The sequence below is a fragment of the Kutzneria sp. CA-103260 genome, assembly GCF_018263855.1.
Taxonomy (GTDB): domain Bacteria; phylum Actinomycetota; class Actinomycetes; order Mycobacteriales; family Pseudonocardiaceae; genus Kutzneria.
Genome location: NZ_CP073318.1, coordinates 7,692,572 through 7,717,454, shown reverse-complemented (window position 1 = coordinate 7,717,454; position 24,883 = coordinate 7,692,572). Strand labels below are relative to the sequence as shown.

Genomic DNA, 24,883 nt, shown 5'->3' with positions numbered 1-24,883 from the left:
ACGACCTAGCGTGGTCACGTGCAACTGGTCAGCCCGCAGGAGGTGGCGGCCGCGCTCGGCCTGCCACCGCCCACGGACGAGCAGGCCGCGGTGGTCGCGGCCCCGGCGCAGCCGGCGCTGGTGGTCGCCGGCGCGGGCGCGGGCAAGACCGAGACGATGGCCGCCCGCGTGGTCTGGCTGGTGGCCAACGGCCTGGTCACGCCGGACCGGGTGCTCGGCCTGACCTTCACCCGCAAGGCCGCCCGCCAGCTCGGCGAGCGCGTCCGGGCCCGGCTGCGGCGGCTGGCCGGCTCCGAGCTGCTGGACCGGCTCGACCCCGGCGGCGACCGGCGGGCCCTGGTGCTGGCCACCGAGCCGACCGTGCTCACCTATCACGCCTACGCCGGCCGCCTGGTCGGCGAGCACGGGTTGCGCCTGCCGGTCGAGCCCGGCGCCCGGCTGCTCACCGGCACCGCGTCGTGGCAGCTGGCGCACCGGGTGGTGGCGACGTGGACCGAGGACCTGGACACCGACAAGGTGCCGGCCACCATCACCGGCTACCTGCTGGCGCTGGCCGGCGAGCTCGCCGAGCACCTCGTCGACCCGGACAAGCTCCGTCGGCACGCGGAGTGGCTCCAGCGAACCATCGAATCCGCGCCCAAGGGGCCGCGCCAGCGGGCCGAGCTGTCCACCGCGCTGCGGGAGATCATCGCCGCGCAGCGGTTCCGGGTGGCCATGCTGCCCCTGCTCGACGCCTACCAGCTGCGCAAACGCAAGGAGGCGGCGCTCGACTTCGCCGACCAGATGGCGCTGGCCGCCCAGCTGGCCAGCGGCTTCCCGGAGGTCGCGGCCGGCGAGCGGGCCCGCTACGGGGCCGTGCTGCTCGACGAGTACCAGGACACCGGCCACGCCCAGCGGGTGCTGCTGCGCTCGCTGTTCGGCCAGGGCGAGCCGATGCCCGTGACCGCCGTTGGCGATCCCGCACAAGCGATCTACGGCTGGCGCGGGGCCAGCGCGGCCAACCTGCCCCGGTTCACCACCGACTTCCCGCTCGGAGACAAGCGCCCCGCCCCGAAGTACGGCCTGCTCACCAGCTTCCGCAACCCGCCCGAGGTGTTGGCCGTGGCCAACGCCCTGTCCGGGCCGCTGCGCGCCGCCGGCCTCGACGTCGACGAGCTGCGGGCCAAGCCCGGCGCGACACCCGGCGACGTGCACTGCGCGCTGCTGCCCGACGTGCGCACCGAGGTCACCTGGCTCGCCGACGAACTCGCCGGCCGCTGGGAGGCCCAGTACGACGCCACCGGCAAGCCGCCGACCGCCGCCGTGCTGGTGCGCCGCCGAGCCGACATGGGTGCCATCGCCCACGCCCTGCGTGAACGGGGACTGCCGGTCGAGGTCGTCGGCCTCGGTGGGCTGCTCGACGAGCCGGAGGTGCGCGACCTGGCCAGCGCGCTTCGGGTGCTCATCGAACCCCTGGCCGGCACTGCCGCCGCCCGGCTGCTCACCGGCTCGCGGTGGCGGCTCGGCGCCGCGGACATCGCCGCGCTGTGGGAACGGGCCGGCCAGCTGGCCGGCCGGCAGCGTCCCAGCAGTGGTGACGACCCGTTGGCGGCGATCACCGACGCGCTGCCCGGCGAGCACGCCGAGCAGGCCGGACTGGTCGACGCCATCGACGATCCGGGCGAACCCGAGAACTACTCGGACGCCGGTTACAAGCGGATCCGGCGGCTGGGCCACGAGCTGGCCATGCTGCGCCGCCGGCAGGACCAGCCGCTGCCCGACCTCGTCGCCGACGTGGAGCGCACCCTGCTGCTCGACATCGAGGCCACCGCCCGTCCTGGCCGCGTCGGCCGCGCTCACCTTGACGCCTTCGCCGACGTCGTAGCCGACTACGCCTCGGCCAGCCCGTCGGCCACGCTCCCGTCGCTGCTCGACTACCTGCGCACCGCCGAGAACGCCGAGGACGGCCTGGAGCCCGGCGAGGTCGAGGTGGCCGAGGACCGGGTGCAGATCCTCACCATGCACGCCGCCAAGGGCCTGGAGTGGGAGATCGTCGTGGTGCCGCACGTGGTCCGCAATGTCTTCCCCGGGCCCCGCAAGTCGTCGTCATGGCTGAAGAACATCACCGAGCTGCCCGCCGACCTCCGTGGCGACAGCCAGGACCTGCCCAGGCTCAACCTCGCCGGCGCGGAGAACCGCAAGGAGATCGAGGAGGCGATCGCCATCCACAACGAGGAGTTCGAGGAGCGACGCCTCGTCGAGGAGCGGCGGCTGTGTTACGTGGCCCTGACCCGGTCGGAGCGAGTGCTGCTCGTGTCCGGCCACTGGTGGGGCGAGACCGGCGAGAAGCCCCGTGGCCCTTCGGAATTCCTGGACGAGGTGCACGCCGTGCTCAGCGAGGGCGACCGGCCGCCCGGCATGGTCGACGAGTGGGCCCCCGCACCGGCCGAGGACGAGGCCAACCCCTTGATCGCCGACGTCCGCACCGCCCGCTGGCCCGTCGACCCCCTGGCTGCCCGGCGGGAGGCGGTCGCCGACGGGGCGACGATGGTGCTCGCGGCACTGGCCGGCCTGTCCGAAGCTCCTCCTGAGTCAGAAGATGGGGTTGAAGAGGCCGACGAGGATCCCGAAGGCTGGGCGGCCGATGTCGATGTGCTGCTCGCGGAGCGGGAAGCGGCGCGGAGTCGGCGGGAGCTGGTGGCGCTGCCGGATCAGCTGACGGTGAGCCAGCTGGTGGAGCTGGCCGACGACCCGGACGCGCTGGCCCGCAGGCTGCGGCGGCCGTTGCCGTTCCCGCCGAATCCGCTGGCCCGGCGGGGCACGGCGTTTCACGCCTGGCTGGAGCAGCGGTTCAAGTCGAACCGCCTGTTCGACATCGACGAGCTGCCGGGGGCGGCGGACGACACGGCGGGGCAGGAGACGGACGCGGATCTGGCCCGGCTGCGGGCCGCCTTCCTGGCCAGTCAGTGGGCGGACCGGGTCCCGGCCGACGTCGAGGTGGCGTTCGAGACCGAGGTGGACGGGGTCGCGGTGCGCGGCCGCATGGACGCGGTCTACGCGGACCCCGACGGCGGCTGGACGGTGGTCGACTGGAAGACCGGCGCGGTCCCGGACGAGGACAAGCTCCCGTCGCTCTCGGTGCAGCTGGCCGCCTACCGCCTGGCCTGGGCGGCTCTGAAGAACGTGCCGGTGACGAAGGTCCGCGCGGCCTTCCACTACATCCGGCACGACCACACGCTGCGCCCGGCCGACCTACTCGACGCCGAGGGGCTCAAGCTGCTGCTCAGCACGGTGCCCAGGGCGTGACACAGCGCCTGACTACGGCAGCTGCTCGGCGCCGTCCCAGTGTTGGAGCAGCACCGCACCGGGTGCCGTGACGTGCGCGTACAGCACTTCGAGCAGCCAGCGGCTGAACGGCGACGGGCCGAACTCGCTGGCCCGGTCCTCGGGGGCGACCTCGACCCGGGCCGGGCCCTCGTCCCCGGCCCGGACCAGTCCGACGCCGTAGTAGTCGAGCTCGATGAGCGGCCACGGATCGTAGTCGGGACTTTCGGGCACCAGAACGGCGCACGGGGCGAGGGTCATCAGGGTGCCGCAGGCCTCCAGGGCCTGTTCGACGGTCGACTCGGTGACCAGGATGCCGACCAGCTCGATGGCCGACACCGGGACCACGTCGTGGAACGCCGGCTCGAACCAGGAGTGGAACCAGGACGGGTCCGGGGCCGGCGGCCAGCCGTTCTCGCTGCGCCAGCGGTGCACGTCAGCGCGCAGCCGAACCACCGCCGACACTCGCTGACCGAGCACGGCCACATCCGAGATCACTGTGCCCTGCCATCCCAGGGCAGACACAGCGTGCTGGGTTCGCGACTGCACGCGATCATCCTATGGTCAGGGTCGCCGCGGCGACAGGGTCTTGCAGATGGCCAATTGCAGGAAACCTACGGCTCAGACGGCCGAACGGCTCACTCGCAGCGCCCAGATCACCAATGGAACCTGGAGCGGAAGGCGGGCGACAGTGGCCAACTGCTCGCCCCGGGACCGGCCACGGGCGTCCAGGGCCATCTTGATGTTGGCCGGGAAGACGGCCGTGAACAGCGCGGCCGCGGCCAGTCCGCCCAGCCGCCGGGTGCGGGGCGCGGCGACCGCGGCGGCCACCGCCAGTTCGGCCACCCCGGACACATATGTCCAGGTCCGGGCCGTGCCCGGCAGCGCCGTCGGCACGATCCGGTCGTACGGCTCGGGATAGGCGAAATGGGTCACGCCCGCAGCGGCCAACAGGGCGGCCAGCGCGAGCGCCGGACGGGGGGATGTCATGGGCCGAGGGTGGCACGACGAGTCCCTTCGCGGCGAGGTGAAGCGGGTCTCAGCAGGTCGAACCGAAGATTGTGGGGAAGTTACCACGATGTGCCCATGATCGGTTGAAAACTAACCTAGGCGGGGGAGGTGATCACCGGCCGGCCCGCCCGTTACCCTGCGGCAGCATGAGTAGCAGCGGCGACGAGGGCCTCGCCGGGCAGCCGGGACACGCCCTGGTCGGCGTGGTGCGCATGCCGGCCTCCGGCATCAGCCCGATCCGCACGATCGTCCGCCGCCTGCTGTTCGCGCTGCTGGCGCTGGTGGTCGCGGTGGTGGTCGTCTACCTCGACCGCGGCGGGTACCGGGACGCCAACGCCGTCCCCGGCCACAGCCTCAGCGTGCTGGACTGCCTCTACTACTCGACGGTCTCGCTGACCGCCATCGGGTACGGCGACATCGTGCCGGTCACCGAGGCCGCCCGGCTGGTCAACGTCCTGGTCATCACGCCGCTGCGGGTGCTGTTCCTGATCCTGCTGGTCGGCACCACGCTGGAACTGCTCACCGAGCGGTCCCGGCAGTCGTTCAAGATCCAACGGTGGAGGTCGAAGGTGCGCGACCACGTGGTCGTCGTCGGGTACGGCACCAAGGGCCGCGCCGCGGTCTCCGCCCTGCTCGGGGAGGGCGTCGAGCCGGGGCAGATCGTCGTGGTGGACATGGCCAAGCCGGCGCTGGAGGCCGCCTCCGCCCGTGAGCTGGTCACCGTCACCGGCTCGGGCACCCGCTCCGACGTGCTGCGGGTCGCCGGCGTGCCGAAGGCCCGGGCGGTGGTGGTGGCCACCAACCGCGACGACACCGCCGTGCTGGTCACCCTCACCGCCCGCGAGCTGGCGCCCAAGGCCCACATCGTGTCGTCGGTGCGGGAGGCGGAGAACGAGCACCTGCTCCGGCAGTCCGGCGCCGACCAGGTGGTGGTGTCCAGCGAGACCGCCGGCCGGCTGCTCGGCATGGCGACCAGCACGCCGAGCGTGGTGGCCATGGTCGAGGACCTGCTCACCCCCGACGTCGGCCTGGCCATCGCCGAGCGCGACGTGGAGGACGGCGAGGTCGGCGGCTCGCCCCGGCACCTGTCCGACATCGTGCTCGGCGTGGTCCGCAACGGCGTGCTCTACCGGGTCGACGCCCCCGAGGCCGACGCCATCGAGACCGGCGACCGGCTGCTCTACGTCAAGAAGGTCACACCCGCCTGATTCCCGCCCTTCGTTGGGTTATGTCCGTCACAGCGCGGGCGCTACCTTCCGTGTCGGTCCCAACACCCTGCGGGAGGACACATGGCACGGCGTCTGCCCCTGCCGATCAGCGGCGTCGCGGCGGCCATCGCCGCCGCGGCCGTTCTGTTGCTGCCCCAAGCCGTGGCCACCAACAACGTGGCCGCGTCCGAGAGCACCCAAGCCAGCCAACCGACCTTCGTGTACCGGGTCACCGGCGCGTCGGCCAACGCCGAGAAGCTGTTCGCCTACGGCTTCGACGTGCTGGAGGAGCGCGACGGCAACGACCTGTTCGTGCTCGGCTCCGCCGCCGAGGGCGACCGGCTGCGCGCGGCCGGCTTCACCGCCAGCACCGAGACCGCGATGAACCCGCCGAGCTGGGCGCCGCCCAAGCCGCGCAGCGCGAACAACCCGACCGCGGCCGACGCCGGCGAGACGTACTACGGCGGCTACCACACGGTCAACGCCCAGTACGCGCACCTGGACCAGGTCGCCCAGGCCCACCCCGACCTGGCCACCACCTTCACCTACGGCCAGTCCTGGCTGAAGTCCAAGGGCAAGGCCGGCTACGACCTCAAGGGCATCTGCATCACCAAGAAGCAGGCCGGCGACTGCGCCCTCAACCCGAACTCGGCCAAGCCCCGGTTCTTCCTGATGGCCCAGATCCACGCCCGGGAGATCACCACCGGCGACGTCGCCTACCGGTGGATCGACTACCTGGTCAACGGCTACGGCACCGACAGCACGATCACCGCGCTGCTGAACTCCACCGAGATGTGGGTGGTGCCGATCGCCAACCCCGACGGCGTGGACATCGTGCAGCAGGGCGGCGACTCGCCCAACCTGCAGCGCAAGAACGCCGACAACGCCAACGGCAGCAACTGCGGCTTCGGCGGGCAGATCGGCGTCGACCTCAACCGCAACTACAACACCCACTTCGGCGGCGCGAGCACGTCCACCGATCCGTGCAGCGAGGTCTACAAGGGTCCGGCGGCCGACTCCGAGATCGAGAACACCTCGATGGAGAAGCTGTTCCGCAACCTGTGGCCGGCCCGTCGCACCGGCACCGGGGTCACCGACCCGGCGCCGGCCGACACCAAGGGCATCATGATGACGATGCACAGCGACGGCAGCGTGGTCATCTTCCCGTGGGACTACAGCTCGACCGTGCACACCGGCAACGACGCCTCGCTGCGGGCCATCGGCAAGCAGCTCGGCTCGCTCACCGGCTACCCGTACGGCCAGGCCGGCCAGGTGCTCTACAACGCCTCCGGCAGCACCGACGACTGGTCCTACGACAAGCTCGGCGTGGCCAGCTTCACCATCGAGGTCGGCGACAACGCCGGCCGCGGCTGCAGCGGCTTCCTGCCCAAGTACTCGTGCCAGTCCAGCTTCTTCTGGCCCAAGATGCAGCCCGCCCTGGTGTACGCCGCCCAGCAGGCCAAGGCGCCGTACCAGAACCACTGATACCAACCGGCGAGAAGAAGGGGCGGAAGCCGTCTCGGCCTCCGCCCCTTCTTCGTGTCGACAGCTCGCCGTGTTCGCGTCATTCCTTGCCGCGTAACGGTTCGTCCCCGCTATGTGGTCAGACAGCGGTCGTGGCGCACCGGAAGCAGGTCGCGGTCGGGTCACCGAGGGAGTCCAGGTGGACACGCGCGTACTGAGCCTCGACGAACTCGGCGGGGTACAGGGAGATCGCCTCGGTCCATCGTCGGCCGGCCAGCTCGACGTCGCCGGCGGCCCGGGCGATGTGGGCGAACCCCTCAAGGGCGCGAGCCTGGAACCGGGGCATGTCGTACTCCTCGGCGTGCTCCCGGGCCCGCTCGAACACCTCGGCGGCGCGGTCCAGATCGCCCTGACAGAAGATCGCCTCGCCGAGGGCCAGCAGGGCCTCGCACTCGGTGTTGCGTACTCCGGACTTCCGGGACAGCGCGAGTGCGTGCCGGCCGTCGGCGATCGCCCCGTCCAGGTCGCCGATCGACCGCTTGACGTCGCTCAGCCCCAGTCGGGCGAGCGCCTCACCGCGCTCGAACTTCAGCTCGACGCTGGCGTCGAGTTCCTGGTCGAACAACTTGAGGGCCATGGCGTGGTCGCCCCGCATGTGGTGCACCGTGGCGATGTTCCATTGCACGTAGACCACCTGGTCCCGGCGGTCGGCCGAGGATCGCGCGGCCGACAGGGCCTCCTCGAACAGGACCAGTGCCTCGTCGAGCCGGCCCGTCTCCCGGCAGATGACGCCCAGGTTGTTCACGATCGCCTGGCGCGAGGCGGGTGCCGAGGCGCGCCTGGAGATAATCTCCGCCAGGCGGAAGTTGTCGTGGGCCTCGCCCAACTCGTTGTCCGCGTAGTGCAGGGCGCCCAGGACCGACAGCTGCTCCGCCTCGCCCTCCTCGTCGCCGACCTGCCGGCTCAGCCGGATGGCGTGCTCGCACTGCTGCCGCGCCTCGGCCTTCTCGCCGCGCGCCTGACACACCTGCACGAGGCCGTACCGGCAGGCGGCCTCGCCGCGGATGTTGTCGTCGGCCTGAGCCGCCTGGATTCCCCGCTCGAATATCCGGCGGGCGTGCCGGTCGAAGTTGCGTGACCGGAGATACGGGTGGAGCACACAGGCCAGCTGCCAGGCGTGGCGGTGCCAGCCGTGCTCGGCGGCGAGCTGGGAGATCGCCGCGATGTTCTCGTACTCCGCCGCCAGCGCGCCCATCGGATCCCGCTGGGCGTCCGCGACGTCCACCGTCTCCGGCGCCGGCCCGAGGCCGGTGAGCACCCGGCGCAGCCCGCCCTGGAAGTGCTCGCACCAGGCCAGACTCGCATGCAGGTAGTGGTCCACCAGCTGGAACCGGGCTCGTTTCCGCTCCTCGGCGGAGTCGAACTCTTCGCTCAGCTCACGCGAGCAGTCCCGGACGAGGTCGTGGAAGTAGTACCGGCCGGAGGTCTCCTGCCGCAGCAGGTTGTCGTCCAGCAGCATCTCCAGCGCGTCCTCGGCGTCCGGCACGTCGAGCCCGCCGAGCGCGGCGGCGGCCCGCGCGTCGAAGTCCGGCCCCGGGTGCAGGTGGAGCAGCCGGAACAAACGTTGCGGCATCGGCTGGAGGTATCGGTGCGACACCTTGAGCACGGCCATCACGTTGCGGTCGCCGACGTCGAGCAGCCGGCTGCGACGCTTCTGGTCCTCGAGGCGCGAGACCAGGTCCGCCACCGTCCAGCTCTGACGGTCACGCAGGCGGGCGGCCGCGATCCGGATCGCCAGCGGCAGCCGACCACACAGTTCCACCGCGGTCGCCACCGCCGCTGGTTCGGTCGCCGTCCGGTTGGCCCCGGCGATCCGCGTGAACAGGGTGATGGCGTCCTGCGCCGGCATGAGGTCCAGCGACACCGAGACCGCGCCTTCGAGCGAGGTGAGCCGGCGGCGGCTCGTCACCACCACGAGAATCCCGGACGTGCCGGGCAGCAGCGGCCGCACCTGGGCCGCGTCCACCGCGTTGTCGAGGATCAGTAGTGCTCGCTTGCCGGCCATGTGGGCCCGCCACCGCGCCGCCCGGCCGTCCAGCCCCAGCGGGACGAGTTCCGACGCCGTGCCGGCCGCCTGCAGCAGCGTCTCCAGCGCCCGCGCCGGGCTGACCGGTTCCATGCCGAGGGTGAAGCCGTGCAGGTCGAGGAAGAACTGCCCGTCCGGGTACTCGTCGGCGAGCTGGTGGGCCAGCCGCACGGCCAGCGTGGTCTTGCCGATGCCGCCCATGCCGTTGATCGCCGAGATGACCAGCGCGGACGGGCCGGCCTCCTGGGCGTCCGCGAGCAGCCGGTCCAGCTCGGCCGACCGGCCCGAGAAGTCCCTGGTGTCGTTGGGCAGGAAGCGGTGGGCCGGCGGCGGCGCGTCCATCGGGGACGGCTCGACCGCGTCCGGCCCTGGCTGCTCCGGCGTGCCGCTGAGGATCTTCGCGTGGAGCTCGCGAATCTGCGGCCCCGGGTCGATACCGAGCTCGTCGGCCAGCAATCGCCGGCCCTGCTCGTACACGTCGAGGGCGTCGGCCTGCCGGCTGGTCCGGTACAGCGCGGTCATCAGGCTGGCGCGCAACGATTCCCGGTACGGGTGCTCGTCCACCAGTTCCCGGAGCTCGCCGATGACCGAGTCGGCCTGGCCGATCCGCAGCCGCAGGCTGATCCGTGACTCGACGGCGGCCAGCCGCTGCTCGTCCAGCGCGGTCGCGGTGCTCGAGATCAGCGGGCTGTCCAGGCCGAGCAGGGGCGCGCCCCGCCAGAGCCCGAGCGCCGAGGTCAGGTGGGTCACCGCTTCCTCGAGCCGGCCGTCGGCCTCCGCGCGTCGGGCGAGCTGCGTCAGTCGCCCGAATTCGTGCAGGTCGATCCACGACTCGGGGATGCCCAACTCGTAGCCGGCGTCGGTCGTCGTGATGCGCAGGTCGGTGAACGCCGCTCCGAGCGTGCGCCGCAGGCTGGCAATCGCGTTGTGGATCTGTTGGCGCACCGACTGCGGTGGATCGGCCCAGAGTTCCTGGGCCAATCGCTCGACGGTGACCGTGTGATTGGCATTGAGCAGAAGGATCGCCAGCAGCCTTCGTTGCCGGGAACCGTCAACGCGGACCTGTTTTCCCGATGCGCGCACCTCGAGCGGACCGAGGACGAGGAAGTGCATGTCCGTCCCCTCAGCTGGTTGGCAACCTCGGTGTGGCCGGTCGTCGACCCGGTGCGGCGGCAGTCGTCGCCAGCTTACAGTAGGAACGAGTAGCGGACGAGTAGTGGTCCTGGTACGGTTTCCTTTAGAGGTTTTGTGAATGGGTAAAACGGGGGGAAGAATGAAAACCAAATACCTTGTGCCGCTCGCCGTTGCGGTGCCGATAGCCATTTTCGGGGCCACGGTGTTGATCGGCGAGTTCGACCCCGGATCGCCCGGTGTCGTGGTCGTGCCGGCCAACCACGTCGTCCAGATCCTGCACCCGAACGAGGCCCTCGTCGGGCCGAGCGATCCTGCCAGGGACTACCCGCCCGTTGGAGCTTTCTGATGCCACAGCCCCCGACGGTGCCCGCTGCCACCACCGATCCGAGCTCGGATGAGTGGCGGGCCGCGTCTCGGGGGCTCGTGGTGACGGCCACCATGATGCTTGTCGGCCTGCTGTTGGCCGGCGTGACGCAACTGGCCGGCGTGGTGGACCCCGAGGGGGCTCGGGCCCGGCTCGTGTCCTACCGGATGCTGTGGCCCGAGGGCTGGTCCTTCTTCGTCGGACTCGCCGACAAGCAGGTGATCATGGCCTATCCCGTCGGCCCGGCCGGGGTGGCGCCGAACCCGCTGACGCAGCGGATGTCGTGGACCGACCAGTTGGCGGGCCTGGACCGGTCCGGCGACGTCCGCCTGGCCGAGCTCTTCCAGTTGGCCGTCCAGGTTCCGGACCAGTACTGGCACGAGTGCGGCCGCGCCGACCCGAGCGGCTGCGCGAGCCGGTCCGTGATCGAGCACCCGTTCCGGCTGCCGAACGGCTCGCACCGGGCCGGGCTGTGCGGCCTCACCGCCTTCGCCGGCACCCACCCGGTCCCGATGACCGGCGGTGATCCGCCGGCCGCCCGGCGCCGCGTCGACAAGATCGCGATCGTGGACCTGGCATGCGCCGGCTGACCAGCCGCTGGCGCTCGCTGCCGGGGTTGGCGCTGCGATGGGAATCCCGCACCCGTCCGCTGGCCGCCGGGCGCAGCCTGATCGCCGTCGCCACCCTGTCCGAGTTGCTGTTCACCGCCGACGCCGGCCTGTTCAGCGACGCACCGCGCTGCACGGCGATCGGTTCGATCTCGCTGTGGTGCGTCAGCGCCGCCACCACGCACGCGACGCTGCTGGCCCGGGTGTTGTCGGTCGTCGTCCTACTGCTGGTCGCGTCGGGATATCGGCCGCGTTGGACCTGTGTCCCGCACTGGTATGTCACGTTCAGCCTGTTCTCGTCGCTGCTCACCCCGAACGGCGGCGACGGCGCGGCGATGATCGCCACCCTGCTGGTCATCCCGATCTGCCTCGGGGACGATCGTGTGTGGCAGTGGGGGAAACCGCGCCACCCACCCTCGCCCGGTTGGCGGGGCAGCGCGTTCGCGGCACACATGGTGATTCGCCTTCAGGTGCTCATCGTCTACCTCGTCGCGGCCGTTTCGAAGATCTCCGATCCGGCCTGGCGGCACGGCGCCGGGATGTACTACGTCTTCAATGACCAGGAGTTCGGAATTCCGACCCAGTCCTGGCCGGTGATCCTCGATCTGACGCAGTGGGGTCTGCTGATACGGGTCCTCTCGTGGTCGGTCATCGCGTTGCAGCTGTTCGTCGCCGTGGGCAGCGTCGGGCCGTGGCGGCTGCGACTCGCGGCGCTGCTGGCCGGTGTGAGCCTGCATCTCGCGATCATTCTGGTGATGGGCCTGCCAAGTTTCGGGCTCACCATGATCGGTCTGCTGCTGGTCGGATACGGCGGTCGCGCCGCCGGCCTCGATCGGCCCGTCCAAGGCCGGATTCACGACCTGTCTGGAGACCGCTCGGCCACATCGGCGTTGTGAGGTGGGGGAGTCGCCCGTGGCGGCAGCGTCGCCGGCGAGCAGGTCGCCCGCGATTTTTTTCCGCCGGGAACGCAGCTGCGACGCCGTCCTGCACGGTCTGGGCTGGCCTCGTGACGACGCGTTGTGTCCTGGGAACGGGGTGGGTGAATAGTTCGACAATTTCTCTGCCTGTGATGCTCGGGTTATTAATTGTGGACGGGTTAGCCGTGTCGGATTCACTGTGGTGAGTATGCTCTGGTTGCTGGCTGTCGTTGGAGATGTCGAGTAGCCTCACGGTATCGACCGGGTAGTCGCCCGTGGCAGACTTTGATAGTGCCGAAAGGCAACGAGGGGCTGCTGCTCTGAGGTGTGGCGGGTAGCGGGTGAGAGGGGAATCCGCTAACCGTCACGCCCGGCAGTGTGTGCCGCCACTTCCGATTTCCCCGGGCCTCCTGGTCGTGGCGCTATTTATCCCGGGTACGACATCAACGCCCGGTCGGCGGACAAGATCAAGCAGGGCGGAATCCGGCAGTGGCCGATCGACCAGCTCGCGGACGGCTGGGACGCATGCATGCCAGCCCGACCGTTCCACGGTTGGGGGACAACGGATATTGGACGAGATCGAGCCGTTCGCTTTTCCAAGAGCTCACCGACGCCACTCGCGCCACCGCCGGCCGGGGATCTGTGTGCCGCTGAGGAATCACGTGGCGCTTCCGTGCCACTGCTGTCGAGCGGGCCGAACGGCCGGTCCCCGCTCGCGGGAACCGGCCGCTCGATCCGATTTGTTCGTGACTGGACGCCGACTGTCAGCCCTGCGCCCAGGACTCCAGCATCCGCCGGGCGATCGAGGTGACGCCGGGCAGGATCAGGCCGGGCCCGGTGCCGCCGTTGGCCAGGGCGGCGCGGACCTCGTCGCGGTGCACCCAGCGGGCGTTCTCGATCTCGCCGTCGGCCGGCACCAGCGGCGTGGCCGGATCGCCGACGGCGGCGAAGCCCACCATGAGCGAGCGCGGGAACGGCCAGGGCTGGCTGCCCAGGTAGCGCACGGCCTCGACGGTGATGCCGACTTCCTCGCAGATCTCCCGCACCACACAGGCTTCCAGCGACTCGCCGCCCTCGACGAAGCCGGCGAGCACGGAGTAGCGGTCGGGCGGCCAGATCGGCTGGCGGGCCAGCAGGACCTGGTCGCCGCCGTCGTGCACGAGGCAGATCACGGCCGGGTCGGTACGCGGGTATTCCTCACGTCCGCAGCCGGTGCAGTGCGTGGCCCAGCCGGCCCGCTTCGGCTCGACGACCGAGCCGCACTTGGCGCAGAACCCGGCGTTGTCGTGCCAGCTGAGCACCGCGACGGCGGTGGTGAGCAGACCGGCGTCCTCGGCGCTGAGCAGCCCGCCGGCCAGCCGGAGGTCCTGCCACACGGGCTCGTCGGTGTCGGGCAGCACGGCGTCCCAGCCCATGCCTTCCTGCACCGGCCCGTCGGGCTCGGCCCGCACGGCCCAATAGCAGACGCCGTCCTGCTCGCCGAGCAGCACAGCGCCGGCCGGCGGCACCGGGCCGAGCGGCTCGGTGGACCGGAAGTCCAGCACCGGCATGTCACCGGAGCGCCCCATCGGCGCCCGCCCGCGGCGGTCGACCGGCAGCAGCCGGGCCGACGGCCACAGCCGCGCCAGCTCATCGGCGTTGTCCCGCAACAGATCGTTGCGGGGCACGGCGGTCCGGGACAGCGCCGGCAGCTCGTCGAGCTGGAAGCCGGCGGAGGTGGTGCACGCAGTCACGGGAGCACCACACCGCCGATGGCCCGGAACTGCGGGGCCAGCACGTCGGCGTCGCCGACCACGATGCCGGTGAACCGGGCCGGCGCGAAGAACTTCTCCGCCGCCTCGGCCACCTGCTCCGCGGTCACGTCGGCCAGCCGCAGCGGCTGCTGGCGCAGCCAGTCGTAGGACAGGCCGACCCCGCCGAGCGCCGCCAGCGTCGCGCACAGCCCGGCCTGCGAGGAGGTCGAGGTGAGCAGCGAGCCGATCGCGTACTGCTTCGCGTTGTCCACTTCGGACGCGGACGGCGGCGACACCACCAGCCGGCCGAGCTCGTAGCGGGTCTCCCAGAACGCCGCCGGCGTCACGCCGCTGGCGGTGTCGGCCTCCACCAGCACGGTCGCACTGTCCTTGGTGAACTCGAAGTACGAGTGCGCGCCGTAGGTGTAACCCTTGTCCTCACGGATGTTCTCCACCAGCCGCGAGGAGAAGTAGCCACCGAACACCAGGTTTGCCACCTGCAGCGCCGCGTACCCCGGGTCGGTGCGGGGCACGGTCTGCGCGGACAGCCGCAGCTGCGACTGCACGGTGCCGGCCCGGTGCACCAGCCGCACGTCGCTGGGCGTCAGCTCCGGCAGCTTCGGCATGGCCGAGGCGCTCGCGTCCGACTGCCAGCCGGCCAGCACGCTGCCCACAGCGGACACCGCGGCGTCCGGGTCGATGTCGCCGACCAGCACCAGCAGCGAACCACGCGGCAGCACAGCGTCCTTGTGCAGCGCGCGCACCTGCTCCGGCGTCACCTCGCCGATCTCCGACGCCTCTGGCATCTCCTTGGCGAACGGGTGGTCGCCGTAGCGGTGCGTCTGCAGCGCCTCCCGGGCGATGACGCTCGGCTGCGACCGGGCCATGATGATGCGCTCGACGAGGCGCTCCGACTCGCGCGCCACCTCCTCGTCCCGGTACACCGCGCCGGTCAGGGCGTCGCCGAGCACGTCCAGCAGCACGTCCAGGCCGCTGGCCAGAGCGCTGCCGCCGAAGCTGAGCCGCTCCGGGTCGACGACGGCCGACATGTCGCCGCCCACGGTCGCGAGGTCGGTGTCGAACTGCGTCCGGTCGCGGCGCTCGGTGCCGGTCAGCACCGTGTTGGCCAGCACCTCGGCCCGGGCCGAGTGCAGCCGCTCGGTGCCGGCGAACGGAATGCGCAGCCGCAGCTCGACGATCGGCACGGATTCCTTGCGCACGGCGATGACCCGCAGCCCGTTGGGCAGCACGGTGTCCACAAGGGACGGTTGGCTGGCCGCGGCCTGCTCGCCCAGTGGCGGCAGCGGCCGCGGCCCCTGCTCGGTGTGGCCGATCTGCTCGGCCGTGCGGTAGCTGAGGGAAGTCACTTGTTTCCTCCGGCGGCGGGAACGACGAGCACGGCCCGGGAATCCGGCCGCAGGGCCTTGGCGGCGGCCGCCACCTGCTCGGTGGTGACCGCGCGGATCCGCTCCGGCAGCTCCGAGGCCAGTTCGGCGCGGCCGTGCAGCAGCTCCGCGGCGCCGAACGAGAGCGTGCGCGCGGTGATGCGGTCGTGGTCGCGGTGCATGGACGCGGCCCACCGCGCGGCCACCCGGGCCAGCTCGTCCTCCTGCGGGCCGGTCGCGGCCAGCTTCTCCAGCTCGTCGTCGATGACGGCCAGCAGCCGGTCCTCGGACACCTCCGGGGTGTGCATGGCGGTCACCGTGAACGTGTCGGGGTCACGGGCGTCCAGTGGCCCGAACAGGCCCGCGCCGACCGAGACGTCGGTGACCAGCGGCTCGCGGTGCACCATGCGCTGCTGCAGCCGCGAGGCGTCGCCGTCGGACAGCACCGCCGAGAGCACCACGTTGGCCAGATAGCCGTCCAGGTCGGCGGTCGGGTCCGGCAGCCGGTAGCCCACCGCGAGCGCCGGCAGCGGGGCGTGCGGGTCCTCGTGCACGGCGCGCAGCTCGCCCCGCGGGTGCGGCTCCGCGAACGACGGCCGCGCCGGCGTCGGCCGGGCCGGCACGTCGCCGAAGTGCTTGTGCACCAGCTCGGTCGCCCGCTCCACGGTGAAGTCGCCGGCCACCGTGAGCACCGCGTTGCCGGGCGCGTAGTAGGTGTCGAAGAACTGGGCGCAGTCGTCCAGGTTGGCCTGCTCCAGCTCGGCGAAGTCGCCGTAGCCGTTGTGCGCGTTGGGATACGTCGTGTACAGCACCGGCGGCAGCCAGATCCACGGGAACCCGCCGTACGGGGTGTTCAGCACCCGCAGCCGGATCTCCTCCTTGACCACGTCGATCTGGTTGTTGAGGTTCTCCTGGGTGATGCGGGGCGCCCGCATCCGGTCCGCCTCCAGGAACAGCGCCCGCTCCAGCGCCGCCGACGGCAGCGTCTCGAAGTAGTCGGTGTAGTCCGGGTGTGTGGAGCCGTTGAAGGTGCCGCCGGAGGACTGCACGTGCCGGAAGTGCGCCAGTTTCTCCAGGCTCTCGCTGCCCTGGAACATCAGGTGCTCGAACAGGTGCGCGAACCCGGTCCGGCCCTCGGGCTCGGAGCGGAAGCCCACGTCGTAGTGCACGCTCACGCCGACCACCGGGGCTGTGCGGTCGGGGGCGAGCACCACGCGCAGGCCGTTGGGGAGAGTGAACCTGTGCAGTTCCGGTGCGGCCATGACACAGAGACTACGACGTCGCGGGGTCCACCCACGGTCGTACCGCGTTGATCAACCCCTGGTGCGATGTCCGCCTACGGCTGAACTGGGGATTGTTCCCCCATGAGCTTGTCAAGCATGGTCGCCGCGGGCGCCCTGGCTGTGTCCGCGGTCACACCCGCGCCCGCCTCGTTGCTGCCCGATCTGGGCAACGACGGCTACCGGGTCGCCGCCTACGACCTCACCTACGACGTCGATCCGAGCACCACGAAACTGCCCGGCACCGCCAAGATCACCGCCGTCGCCGACCGTCGGCTGTCCGAGTTCCGGCTGGACTACGCCGGCGGCACGGTGGCCGAGGTCCAGGTCGACGGCCGTCCGGCGGCTTTCCATCTGGACAAACAGAAGCTGGTCGTCGATCCGGCGACGGCCGTCCGGGGTCCCTTCCTCGTCACCGTCGACTTCACCGCCGACCGCGCCGCCAAGGTGCCGTCCGTCGTGGACGCGACCGCGGGCTGGAGCAACGACTCCGACGGCGGCTTCGTCTGGTTCGGCCAGCCGGACCGCGCGCACTTGTTCTTTCCCTGCAACGACAGCGTGAACGACAAGGCCTACTTCACCTACCACGTGACGGTGCCGGCCGGCTGGACCGCCGCAGCGAATGGCTCCCTGGTCGCGCGTAGCGACACCAAGTCCGCATCCACTTTCACCTACGCCTCGGTCCATCCGTTCGCGACGCAGCTGGCCCAGCTGGCCGTTGGCAAGTACACGCTGGTGACCGGAACCGGCCCGAACGGCCTCCCGCTGCGCAGCGCCGTGCCGGATCCGGCCGCCGCGAAGCCGATGCTGGACCAGCTGCCGGGTTTCCTGGACTGGCTCCAGCAGCGCATCGGCCGCCGCTTCCCGTTCGAGACGGTCGGCCTGCTCGGCGCGGCCGGACCCACCGCGCAGCAGACATGGGCGCTGGAGACGCAGACCCTGCCGGTGTTCCAGGCCCGGGATCTGACCGACCCGAACAACGCCGCCGTGGTCGTGCACGAGCTGGCCCACCAGTGGTTCGGCGACTCGGCCGGCGTCGCCGACTGGAACGACATCTGGCTCAGCGAGGGCTTCGCCGTCTACTTCGACCACCTCTACACGGCCGAGCACGGCGGTCAGTCGCTGGCCGACCAGTTCCAGCTGGCCTACCAGCGGGATCCGGAGGTCCGTGCCCAGGGCATCACGCCGGCGAACCCGACCCGGCCCGACGTCATGTTCGGGCTCGCCCGTGGCTTCGGTTCCCTGGTCGTCTACGCGCTGCACGAGAAGGTCGGCGACCAGGTGTTCCAGCGCATCATCGACACCTACCTGGACCGCTACCGCGACGGCTCGGCCACCAGCGCCGACTTCATCAAGGTGGCGACCAGCGTCGGCGGCCAGGACCTCGGTCCGTTCCTGCACGACTGGCTGTACGGCAGCACCACACCGCCGATGCCGGGCCACCCCGACTGGACGCCTAAGCCTTCAACGAGCGCAGGTGGCCTCCCTGGGCCAGCACCCCGTCCAGGGAGCTGAGGAACGCCGGGAACCGGCTGGCGAACCGGTCCAGGTCGCGGGACACCTCCACCTCGCCGAACCAGTACAGGCCGGGCGTGCCGTCGGCGTCGGGGTCGAGGCCGCGGAACGTGGTCAGCCACCGCTCGGTCTGGCCCAGCACCACCGCGTAGGGCAGCGACCGGGAGAACACCATCTCCCGGTCGCTGTCCGGGATGTCCGTGGGCGACACGGTCGTCAGGTACGTCAGCAGGCCGCGCACCTGGTGCAGCAGCGCGCTGCCCCGCCGGGTGCGCGCCGGCATGGACCGCGCGCCGGCCGCGAGCGCCGCGCCGGCGACGACCACGGCCAGGCCCAGCAGCGCGTGGCCGATCGTCAGCGCCAACACCACCGTGAGCACGATGCCGAGCGCCGCGACGGTGACGCCGCCCCACCACCAGCGGCTGCGCTCGGTGTCAGGCCGCCGTGCGAACCAGTCCTTGGCCACCACGTCCGAGTACAGCGCACTGCGCACTGCCGCGAGGTTCACGCCCCTGCCGCGCAGCTGCGACAGCTGCACCTGGTCGGCGTCGCCGAGCAGCGACTTGTACACCGCCTTCTCGTACGCCGTGAGCGCGTCGTCGGCGGGGTTGCGACGCACGATGCGCCAGTCGACGACGCCCTGCTCGCTGGGCATCTCGTCGATCCACAGGTAGTTGCGCACCGCCAGGTCGATGACGGTCGCGGTCACGTCCACCACGTCGACGTGCTCGTCGATGACGGTGCCGACCTGTCCCGGCAGCACGCCGTCGGGGGAGGCGAAGGCCACGTGTCCGCCGGCGTCCTTGGCCAGCACCTGCACCGGGCCCACATCGCCGGCCAACGCCTTGGCGTCGCGGCCACGGGCGTACCAGAGCAGGCCGAGGCCCGCGAGCAGGATCACGACCAGCGCCGCCAGACCGATGCCGGTCTCCGGGGTCAGCGCGAACGCCGACGCCAGCCCGTTGGTCTGCTCCACGCGTTCGTTCACCGGCACCGTGCCGTTGGGCAGGCCGATGGCGAAGTCCACCCGCTGCCCGGGCGTGAGCGTGTCCTGCTCGGCGGTCGGCACACCGCCCTCGCCGATCTGCGACAGCCCACAGGCGGTGGTCGAATCCGGGTCGCCGGCCAGGCAGGTGATGGACTGCGGCTCGGCCGGCGTCACCACCGACACCGTGAGCCGATCGATCGTCACATCCCAGCCGCTGGCCACCTGCCAGCGCACGTCCTCGTGTGTGCCCTGGTCGGCGACGGCCCCGTCGACCACGTAGCTGACGGTCGACTCGCCGGCGCCCAGGTGCACCGTCAGGTTCTGGTCGTCCACCGAGGCGCTGCCGTTGCCCGTCACCTTGGCCTGCGTGACGGTGTACACACGCTCGGTGTCGGTGCCCGCGGCCAGCCGCAGCGGCGCGGTGCGGTTCGCGGACTTGCCGGCCGGCACGGTGATCCGCTCGCTGACCGTGAGCTTGCCGTCCCGCTCGACCTTCAGCCCGATCTGCGACTGCACGCCGTCGGACGGCGCCGCCGCGGCGTGCGGGCTGAGCAGAGCCCCGCCAGAGGACGTCAGCACGGAGAACGTGAGGGTGGCCACGGCCAGGCCCCAGTTGGTGAACACGGGAGCGGACAATAGTGCAGGCCGCCTATCCTTGCGGCCGTATCCACCAAGGGGGCGACGGCTGGCTGGTGCCGCCCATGGACGACAGGGCGTAGATGGACAACCGGGGCGCGTTCGACGATCCGCTGCGGGAACCCGGTTTTCCGAGTGTCACTCCGATCCGGACCCGGCGGCGCGTCCCGTTGGAACGGTACGTGTCGCTCGGCGCGCTGGCGCTCGTGCTCCTGCTGGTGTTCGGCATCGACTACATCGGTCCCACCGAGGCGGTCGCCGGCGTGGCCCAGGCCGAGGCCCCGCGACCGGTCGTGGCGCTCGCGACCAACCCGCTGCTGACCTACTCCGCCTCGCTGGCCACCAGCACGTGCAAGCTGCCCAAGTTCGGCCGCGAGCTGGAGCGGTTGCGCGCGTACCTGACCGCCGAGCTCAGCTGCCTCGACGCCGCGTGGAAGCCGCTTGTCACCGCGCTCAACATGCCGTTCGAGCCGACCAAGCTGGTCATGGACAAGAGCTCCGGCGAGTGCCGGTCGCGGGACGACAGCGCGCCGGTCGCGTTCTACTGCGGCGCCGACAACCAGCTGCACATGCCCATCGACACCGTGCTGCAGGGCACCGACGGCATCCCGGCCGTGATCGTCGGCGTGCTCGCCCACGAGTACGGCCACCACGTGCAGGACATCAGCGGGATCCTGCTCGCCGAGTCCCGCCGCGAGCAGAGCGCCGGCCGCGACACCGACGCCGGGCTGGAGCTTTCCCGGCGGTTAGAGCTGCAGGCGAACTGCTTCGCCGGTATGTTCCTCGCCAGCGTCGCCGGCCGGGGCTCGATCAGCCGGTCGATGGCCGCCGACGGCGCTGCCGCGTTCGCCGACGGCGGCGGGGAGAAGGACCACGGCAGCGCGGCGCACCAGGGTCGGTGGGCGGAGATCGGCTACCAGGAGAACAAGACCGCCGCGTGCAACACGTGGGCGGCGGCGCAGGGGGACGTCAGTTGAATCCGTGGAACACCGGCGACGAGCAGTACCGCCCGTTGCCGCCGCCGCTGCCGAGCCCGTATCCGCAGAGCGCATACCCACAGAACCAATATCCGTCGGGGCAGTCCTCGCCCTACGGCCAGCCGCCGCCTCCGCCGCCGGGGTACCAGCCGTACCCGATGCCGCCGGCCCGACCGGTCATGCCGCCACCGGTGCACGCCCAGCGCCCGACGGTGCCGCCGCCGGTGTCGCCCTATCCGCCACCGGTGTCGCCTTACCCGCCGCCTCTGCAACTAAGGCGGCCTTCGCGGCGTCCGTTCGTCACGCTGTTCCTGATCGGACTCGTGGTGCTCGGCGTCGTCGTGGTCGGGGTGGTCGGCAACGGCCGCAGCCGGCCGCGCACCGTGCCGTCGCCGACCAGCCTGCCGACCTCCGTGCCGACGACCTCGCCGGGCAGCGGCCCCGGCAGCACTCCGGACGGCGTCGACAAGCTCGGCGACAACCCGCTGTTCACCGCCAGCGGCCCGGGACCGGTGACCTGCACGCTGCCGCGCTGGCAGTCCGTGTCGTCCGCGTCCAACGCCTACTTCACCGCCGCGCTGCCCTGCCTGGACCGGGCGTGGCAGCCGGTGCTCCAGTCCGTGCACCTGCCGTTCCACGAGCCGAAGCTGGCCTTCCCCAGCGGCAAGACGTGGAGCAGCCCCTGCGGCTCGGTGTCGCAGGAGGAGGCCGCCGCGTTCTACTGCAACGGCGACCAGACCCTGTACATGCCGATCTCCGGGTTGCAGACCGACGAGATCGGCAACCGGCCCGGCGCCTACCTCGCGGTGTTCGCGCACGAGTACGGACACTTCGTGCAGGACCTCAGCGGTGTGCTCACCGCCGCCCACGAGAAGGAGTACGGCGGCAACAACCCGGACAGCCCCGCCAGCCTGGAGGTCTCGCGCCGCATCGAGCTGCAGGCGCAGTGCTTCTCCGGGCTGTTCCTGGCGGCGGCCGTCGGCCGCGGCTCGGTGGACGCCACCGTCGCCCGCGACGCCCAGAACACGCAGGACCGCGGCGACCAGCCCGGTGAGCGCCGCGACCACGGCACCAGCGACCACGCCTCGGGATGGTGGACCCAGGGGTTCGTGAAGAAGACGGTCGCGCAGTGCAACACGTGGGTGGCCAGCAGCGCCGACGTGCAGTGACGGGAGCCCTTCAGTGACCCAGCCGCCCGGCTGGCAGCCCCAGGGGCCGTCGTACCCACCGCTGCCGCCGCCCGTGCCGAGCCCGTACCCGCCGGCTTCGCCGTACGGCGCGGGCTATCCGCCACCCCCGCCGCCCCCACCGATGAACTGGTCGCGGCCGCCAGTCGTAGCACCAGTGATGCCGCCACCAGTGATGCCGCCGCCACAGAGCAACTGGCAGGGACTGCCGCCACCGCGGCGGCCCTCGCGCGGGCCCGTCATCGCGATCGTGCTGGTGGCGGTGGTCCTGGTCGGCGTCGCGGCGATCGGCCTGAGCCGCCTTGGCCATTCCCGCCCCGCGGCCGACGCCGGCGGCGCGCCCAGCGCGACGTTCACCTACGACGAGCCCACGACCACTCCCTCGCCGACGCGCACCACACACCGCACCACCACGCCGCCGCCGACCACCACCAGCCGGCGCACGAGCACCACGTCCGCGCCGCCGACCAGCACCCAGCCCGCCGGCCCGCAGCCGGTGCTCAAGCTCGGCGACAACCCGCTGTTCGAGGTCGGCGGCCTGCCCGCGACGACGTGCAAGCTGGCCCGCTGGAGCACCGACCCCGCCGGCGCGGAACGCTTCTTCCGCAGCGCGCTGCCCTGTCTGGACGCCGCGTGGGCGCCGGTGATGAAGGCCGCCAACCTGCCGTTCTTCACGCCCAAGCTGGCGTTCCCGCCCGGCACCTCGTTCAACACGCCCTGCGGCAACCAGACGATCGGGCACATCGTCGCCTTCTACTGCGGCAACGACAACACGCTGTACGTGCCCTTCGCCGGGCTCCAGACCGAGATGTACGGCGCGCACCCCGGCGTGTACCTCGCGCTGTTCGCCCACGAGTACGGGCACCACGTGCAGGCCATGGCCGGGATCATGCAGGCCTACGGCGGAGCCCGCTACGCCAAGGACAACGGCGACAGCGCCAACGACGCCGGCTGGGAGCTGTCGCGGCGGCTGGAACTGCAGGCGCAGTGCTTCTCCGGCATGTTCCTGGCCGCCACCTCCGGCCGCGGCGACGTGGACGGCAACATCACGCACGAGGCGCAGACCAGCCAGGACCGCGGCGACCACAACGGCCCGCCGCGCGACCACGGCACCGACGACCACGCCATGGGCTGGTGGAACTCGGGATTCCAGCGCAACAGCCTGTCCCAGTGCGACACCTGGTTGGCCAGCTCCGCCGACGTCGCCTGAGTGGCAGGCTCGGGGGCATGCAGACGCGTGAGTGGATCGCCGCCGTCGGCGGCCAGGGCGAGCGGCTCGCGGCCGCCGCCGAGCGGGCCGGACTGGCCGCGCCCGTGCCGACCTGCCCGGAGTGGGTGGTTCGCGACCTGCTGCTGCACCTCGGCGGGGTGCACCGGTGGGCCGCGACCTTCGTCGGCCAGGCCCGCACCGAGCCCATCGACATCGGCGAGCCGCACGAGATCGCCGACGCCGTGCCCGACGACGCCGGTCTGGTCGACTGGTTCCGTGACGGCGTGACCGAGCTGGTGGATGTGCTCACCGCCGCGCCCGCCGACCTCGACTGCTGGAAGTTCATGCGGACCGCGCCGTCGGGGTCGTTGTTCTGGGCTCGCCGGCAGGCCCACGAGACGACCATCCACAGCGTCGACGCCGAGGCCGCCGCCGGACTGGACTCGCCGATCCCGTCCCCGCTAGCCGTCGACGGCGTGGACGAGCTGCTGTGCGGCTTCTTGCCCCGCAACCGCCGCCTGCGCGCCGACACCGAGACGTCCGTGCTGGTCAGCGCGACCGACACCGGCGACAACTGGCTCATCCGCTACGGCCCCGAACGCCCCGCCACCGCGCGGGTGCCGGCACCCGTCAAGGCCGACACGACGCTGGCCGGCACCGCGTCGGAGCTGTATCTCGCGCTCTGGAACCGGCGTTCGTGGCACGGCCTGAGCAGCGACGACGGACTCGCGACACGGTGGGCGGACAACGTCCAGGTCCGTTGGTCATGACCCGGTCAGCTGCCCTGGGAGGCGTTCTCCTCGACCTTGCCGGGCCCATCCCCGGACTCGTCGTGGGGCTCGTCCGCTGACGCGTCCGTGAGCTCCGGTGCCGGAACAGCGATCGGCGCCAGCGGCAGTTCTGGCTCGCTTGAGCCGATGACCGGAGCCGCAGCCGCGGTCGCGGGCTTGGGCGCCGGCCGGTACCGGATCAGGTACGCGTACAGCGCCCCGGCCACCGCGCTCAGGCACAGCAGCAGCGCGGTGAGCCGCCCGTCCCGGTTGGCGCCGACCTGCGCCGCGTCCGAGGCGTGCGCGCTGAGCTGCCCGTTGTCATCGGTCACGGCGACGTCCAGCGAGGTGCCCTTGGACTGCCCGCAGCCGTCCAGCGGCACCTGCTTCTTGGCCCCGTTGACGGTGACCTCGACCGTGTCGTGCGCGTTCGCGCCCCCACACTGCGCCGAGGTCACCACTGTCGCCTTGGTGTGCAGGGCCGACGGCGCGTCCGTGTTCGGGAAGCCGAGGGTCGGCCACCACACGAGCACCGCCGCACCGATCCCGACCAGCCCGATGACCAGCAGGATCAGCACCCATCGCACCTGGGTCTGCCGAGCCGCCACCGCACCATCGTCCCAGACACCGGGGCGCGGGGCACCCAGGCCGTCAGGAACTGGGGGTCGTGGTCGGCGCGGCGCTGCTGGCGTGCGGCTGGGCGACCCGGACGGTCAGGGCCTGCTGGCCCTTCACAACGGCGGTCACGCGCTGGCCCTGCTGGAGCGGACCGCCCTCGATCTTGGTGGTCGAATCCGTGGTCAACGTCTCAGTGCTGCCGTCCTTCTTGGTGACGACGACCTGCGTGTCGGACGCCGACGCGACGGTGCCGGCCACCCGGCTCTCGCCGGCCGGCAGCGGCTTGGCCTTGCCCTTCGACGGCGCCGAGGTCGCGGTGGTGGACGGCGCGGGGGCCCCGGAGGCGGTCGTGGAGCAGCCCGCGACGGTCAGGCCGGCGACCGCGGTCAGGACGAGCGCGCCGAGGGTGCGGGCCAGGGGGCTGGTGGTTCGTGACAGGGAGGTCATGGCAACCACCGTCCCGGCCGGAGCTGAGCGGAGGCTGAAACG

At 71.6% G+C, this 24,883-nt stretch carries 20 protein-coding genes; 11 read left to right on the top strand and 9 right to left on the bottom strand.

Going from position 1 to position 24,883, the window contains the following annotated elements:
* Nucleotides 1-24: 24 nt before the first annotated feature.
* Entirely contained in the window at nt 25-3,285 is a 3,261-nt protein-coding gene (locus tag JJ691_RS33765) for an ATP-dependent helicase (RefSeq protein ID WP_211771869.1), read from the top strand.
* A gap of 12 nt (nt 3,286-3,297) precedes the next feature.
* On the opposite strand, the gene JJ691_RS33760 is transcribed toward JJ691_RS33765, so the two are convergent.
* Both JJ691_RS33760 and JJ691_RS33755 read right to left on the bottom strand, forming a co-directional pair.
* Nucleotides 3,298-3,852: a hypothetical protein gene (locus JJ691_RS33760; protein WP_211763616.1), complete on the bottom strand. Its 555-nt coding sequence runs from the start codon at nt 3,850-3,852 to the stop codon at nt 3,298-3,300.
* A 72-nt stretch (nt 3,853-3,924) separates the two neighbouring features.
* On the bottom strand, nt 3,925-4,293 hold the full coding sequence (locus JJ691_RS33755; protein WP_211763615.1) for a DoxX family protein: 369 nt from the start codon (nt 4,291-4,293) through the stop codon (nt 3,925-3,927).
* Between the two features lie 167 nt (nt 4,294-4,460).
* Between JJ691_RS33755 and JJ691_RS33750 the strand changes: the two genes are divergently transcribed.
* Nucleotides 4,461-5,522, top strand: coding sequence for a potassium channel family protein (locus JJ691_RS33750; protein ID WP_211763614.1), 1,062 nt, complete (start codon nt 4,461-4,463; stop codon nt 5,520-5,522).
* Between the two features lie 81 nt (nt 5,523-5,603).
* The gene (locus tag JJ691_RS33745; protein ID WP_211763613.1) at nt 5,604-7,007 is read left to right on the top strand and encodes a M14 family zinc carboxypeptidase; all 1,404 of its coding nucleotides are present in this window, start codon (nt 5,604-5,606) and stop codon (nt 7,005-7,007) included.
* Nucleotides 7,008-7,125: 118 nt separating this feature from the next.
* Here JJ691_RS33745 and JJ691_RS33740 read toward each other — a convergent pair whose 3' ends face one another.
* Nucleotides 7,126-10,185 carry an AfsR/SARP family transcriptional regulator gene (locus tag JJ691_RS33740; protein WP_211763612.1) on the bottom strand — a complete coding sequence of 1,020 codons (3,060 nt, stop codon included), beginning with the start codon at nt 10,183-10,185 and terminating at the stop codon, nt 7,126-7,128.
* A gap of 139 nt (nt 10,186-10,324) precedes the next feature.
* On the opposite strand from JJ691_RS33740, the gene JJ691_RS33735 reads away from it, so the two are divergent.
* The 3 genes from JJ691_RS33735 to JJ691_RS33725 are packed head-to-tail and all read left to right on the top strand — an operon-like array spanning nt 10,325 to nt 12,074.
* Nucleotides 10,325-10,552: a hypothetical protein gene (locus tag JJ691_RS33735; RefSeq protein WP_211763611.1), complete on the top strand. Its 228-nt coding sequence runs from the start codon at nt 10,325-10,327 to the stop codon at nt 10,550-10,552.
* The gene (locus tag JJ691_RS33730; protein WP_211763610.1) at nt 10,552-11,160 is read left to right on the top strand and encodes a hypothetical protein; all 609 of its coding nucleotides are present in this window, start codon (nt 10,552-10,554) and stop codon (nt 11,158-11,160) included. The genes JJ691_RS33735 and JJ691_RS33730 overlap by 1 nt, the downstream gene beginning before the upstream one ends.
* Nucleotides 11,148-12,074, top strand: a complete 927-nt coding sequence (locus tag JJ691_RS33725) for a sporulation-delaying protein SdpB family protein (protein ID WP_211763609.1) — start codon at nt 11,148-11,150, stop codon at nt 12,072-12,074. Before JJ691_RS33730 ends, JJ691_RS33725 begins: the two co-directional genes overlap by 13 nt.
* A gap of 785 nt (nt 12,075-12,859) precedes the next feature.
* Here JJ691_RS33725 and nudC read toward each other — a convergent pair.
* The 3 genes from nudC to JJ691_RS33710 are packed head-to-tail and all read right to left on the bottom strand — an operon-like array spanning nt 12,860 to nt 16,475.
* The gene (gene nudC / locus JJ691_RS33720; RefSeq protein ID WP_249227186.1) at nt 12,860-13,828 is read right to left on the bottom strand and encodes an NAD(+) diphosphatase; all 969 of its coding nucleotides are present in this window, start codon (nt 13,826-13,828) and stop codon (nt 12,860-12,862) included.
* Entirely contained in the window at nt 13,825-15,195 is a 1,371-nt protein-coding gene (locus JJ691_RS33715; RefSeq protein ID WP_211763608.1) for a M16 family metallopeptidase, read from the bottom strand. The genes nudC and JJ691_RS33715 overlap by 4 nt, the downstream gene beginning before the upstream one ends.
* Nucleotides 15,192-16,475, bottom strand: coding sequence for a M16 family metallopeptidase (locus tag JJ691_RS33710; RefSeq protein ID WP_211763607.1), 1,284 nt, complete (start codon nt 16,473-16,475; stop codon nt 15,192-15,194). The genes JJ691_RS33715 and JJ691_RS33710 overlap by 4 nt, the downstream gene beginning before the upstream one ends.
* Before the next feature lie 102 nt (nt 16,476-16,577).
* Between JJ691_RS33710 and JJ691_RS53115 the strand changes: the two genes are divergently transcribed.
* Nucleotides 16,578-18,008 carry a M1 family metallopeptidase gene (locus JJ691_RS53115; RefSeq protein ID WP_211763606.1) on the top strand — a complete coding sequence of 477 codons (1,431 nt, stop codon included), beginning with the start codon at nt 16,578-16,580 and terminating at the stop codon, nt 18,006-18,008.
* Here the strand turns inward: JJ691_RS53115 and JJ691_RS33700 are convergent.
* Nucleotides 17,950-19,620, bottom strand: a complete 1,671-nt coding sequence (locus JJ691_RS33700; protein ID WP_305873763.1) for a DUF2207 domain-containing protein — start codon at nt 19,618-19,620, stop codon at nt 17,950-17,952. The two genes, JJ691_RS53115 and JJ691_RS33700, sit on opposite strands and share 59 nt — an antisense overlap.
* 95 nt (nt 19,621-19,715) lie before the next feature.
* Here JJ691_RS33700 and JJ691_RS33695 point away from each other — a divergent pair, with 95 nt between their 5' ends.
* The 4 genes from JJ691_RS33695 to JJ691_RS33680 all read left to right on the top strand — a co-directional run bounded on the left by JJ691_RS33695 (nt 19,716) and on the right by JJ691_RS33680 (nt 23,776).
* On the top strand, nt 19,716-20,609 hold the full coding sequence (locus tag JJ691_RS33695) for a neutral zinc metallopeptidase (protein ID WP_211763604.1): 894 nt from the start codon (nt 19,716-19,718) through the stop codon (nt 20,607-20,609).
* On the top strand, nt 20,606-21,778 hold the full coding sequence (locus tag JJ691_RS33690; protein WP_211763603.1) for a neutral zinc metallopeptidase: 1,173 nt from the start codon (nt 20,606-20,608) through the stop codon (nt 21,776-21,778). Before JJ691_RS33695 ends, JJ691_RS33690 begins: the two co-directional genes overlap by 4 nt.
* A 178-nt stretch (nt 21,779-21,956) precedes the next feature.
* Nucleotides 21,957-23,006 (top strand): neutral zinc metallopeptidase, encoded by a 1,050-nt coding sequence (locus JJ691_RS33685; RefSeq protein ID WP_249227185.1) that lies wholly within the window; start codon nt 21,957-21,959, stop codon nt 23,004-23,006.
* Between the two features lie 17 nt (nt 23,007-23,023).
* The gene (locus JJ691_RS33680) at nt 23,024-23,776 is read left to right on the top strand and encodes a maleylpyruvate isomerase family mycothiol-dependent enzyme (RefSeq protein ID WP_211763602.1); all 753 of its coding nucleotides are present in this window, start codon (nt 23,024-23,026) and stop codon (nt 23,774-23,776) included.
* 5 nt (nt 23,777-23,781) lie between these two features.
* Here the strand turns inward: JJ691_RS33680 and JJ691_RS33675 are convergent, their stop codons facing one another.
* Together JJ691_RS33675 and JJ691_RS33670 are read right to left on the bottom strand one after the other, a co-directional pair.
* Complete coding sequence (locus JJ691_RS33675) at nt 23,782-24,384, bottom strand: hypothetical protein (RefSeq protein WP_211763601.1); 603 nt, start codon at nt 24,382-24,384, stop codon at nt 23,782-23,784.
* Nucleotides 24,385-24,427: 43 nt separating this feature from the next.
* Nucleotides 24,428-24,841, bottom strand: coding sequence for a hypothetical protein (locus tag JJ691_RS33670; RefSeq protein ID WP_211763600.1), 414 nt, complete (start codon nt 24,839-24,841; stop codon nt 24,428-24,430).
* Between the last annotated feature and the right edge of the window lie 42 nt (nt 24,842-24,883).

What these genes read in the sequence shown, in the direction of transcription:
- JJ691_RS33755 (WP_211763615.1), bottom strand. Translation starts at nt 4,293, where the DNA reads ATGACATCCCCCCGTCCGGCGCTCGCGCTGGCCGCCCTGTTGGCCGCT.
- JJ691_RS33750 (WP_211763614.1), top strand. Translation starts at nt 4,461, where the DNA reads ATGAGTAGCAGCGGCGACGAGGGCCTCGCCGGGCAGCCGGGACACGCC.
- JJ691_RS33745 (WP_211763613.1), top strand. Translation starts at nt 5,604, where the DNA reads ATGGCACGGCGTCTGCCCCTGCCGATCAGCGGCGTCGCGGCGGCCATC.
- JJ691_RS33740 (WP_211763612.1), bottom strand. Translation starts at nt 10,185, where the DNA reads ATGCACTTCCTCGTCCTCGGTCCGCTCGAGGTGCGCGCATCGGGAAAA.
- JJ691_RS33735 (WP_211763611.1), top strand. Translation starts at nt 10,325, where the DNA reads ATGGGTAAAACGGGGGGAAGAATGAAAACCAAATACCTTGTGCCGCTC.
- JJ691_RS33730 (WP_211763610.1), top strand. Translation starts at nt 10,552, where the DNA reads ATGCCACAGCCCCCGACGGTGCCCGCTGCCACCACCGATCCGAGCTCG.
- JJ691_RS33725 (WP_211763609.1), top strand. Translation starts at nt 11,148, where the DNA reads ATGCGCCGGCTGACCAGCCGCTGGCGCTCGCTGCCGGGGTTGGCGCTG.
- JJ691_RS33710 (WP_211763607.1), bottom strand. Translation starts at nt 16,475, where the DNA reads ATGGCCGCACCGGAACTGCACAGGTTCACTCTCCCCAACGGCCTGCGC.
- JJ691_RS53115 (WP_211763606.1), top strand. Translation starts at nt 16,578, where the DNA reads ATGAGCTTGTCAAGCATGGTCGCCGCGGGCGCCCTGGCTGTGTCCGCG.
- JJ691_RS33695 (WP_211763604.1), top strand. Translation starts at nt 19,716, where the DNA reads ATGGACAACCGGGGCGCGTTCGACGATCCGCTGCGGGAACCCGGTTTT.
- JJ691_RS33685 (WP_249227185.1), top strand. Translation starts at nt 21,957, where the DNA reads ATGCCGCCACCAGTGATGCCGCCGCCACAGAGCAACTGGCAGGGACTG.
- JJ691_RS33680 (WP_211763602.1), top strand. Translation starts at nt 23,024, where the DNA reads ATGCAGACGCGTGAGTGGATCGCCGCCGTCGGCGGCCAGGGCGAGCGG.
- JJ691_RS33670 (WP_211763600.1), bottom strand. Translation starts at nt 24,841, where the DNA reads ATGACCTCCCTGTCACGAACCACCAGCCCCCTGGCCCGCACCCTCGGC.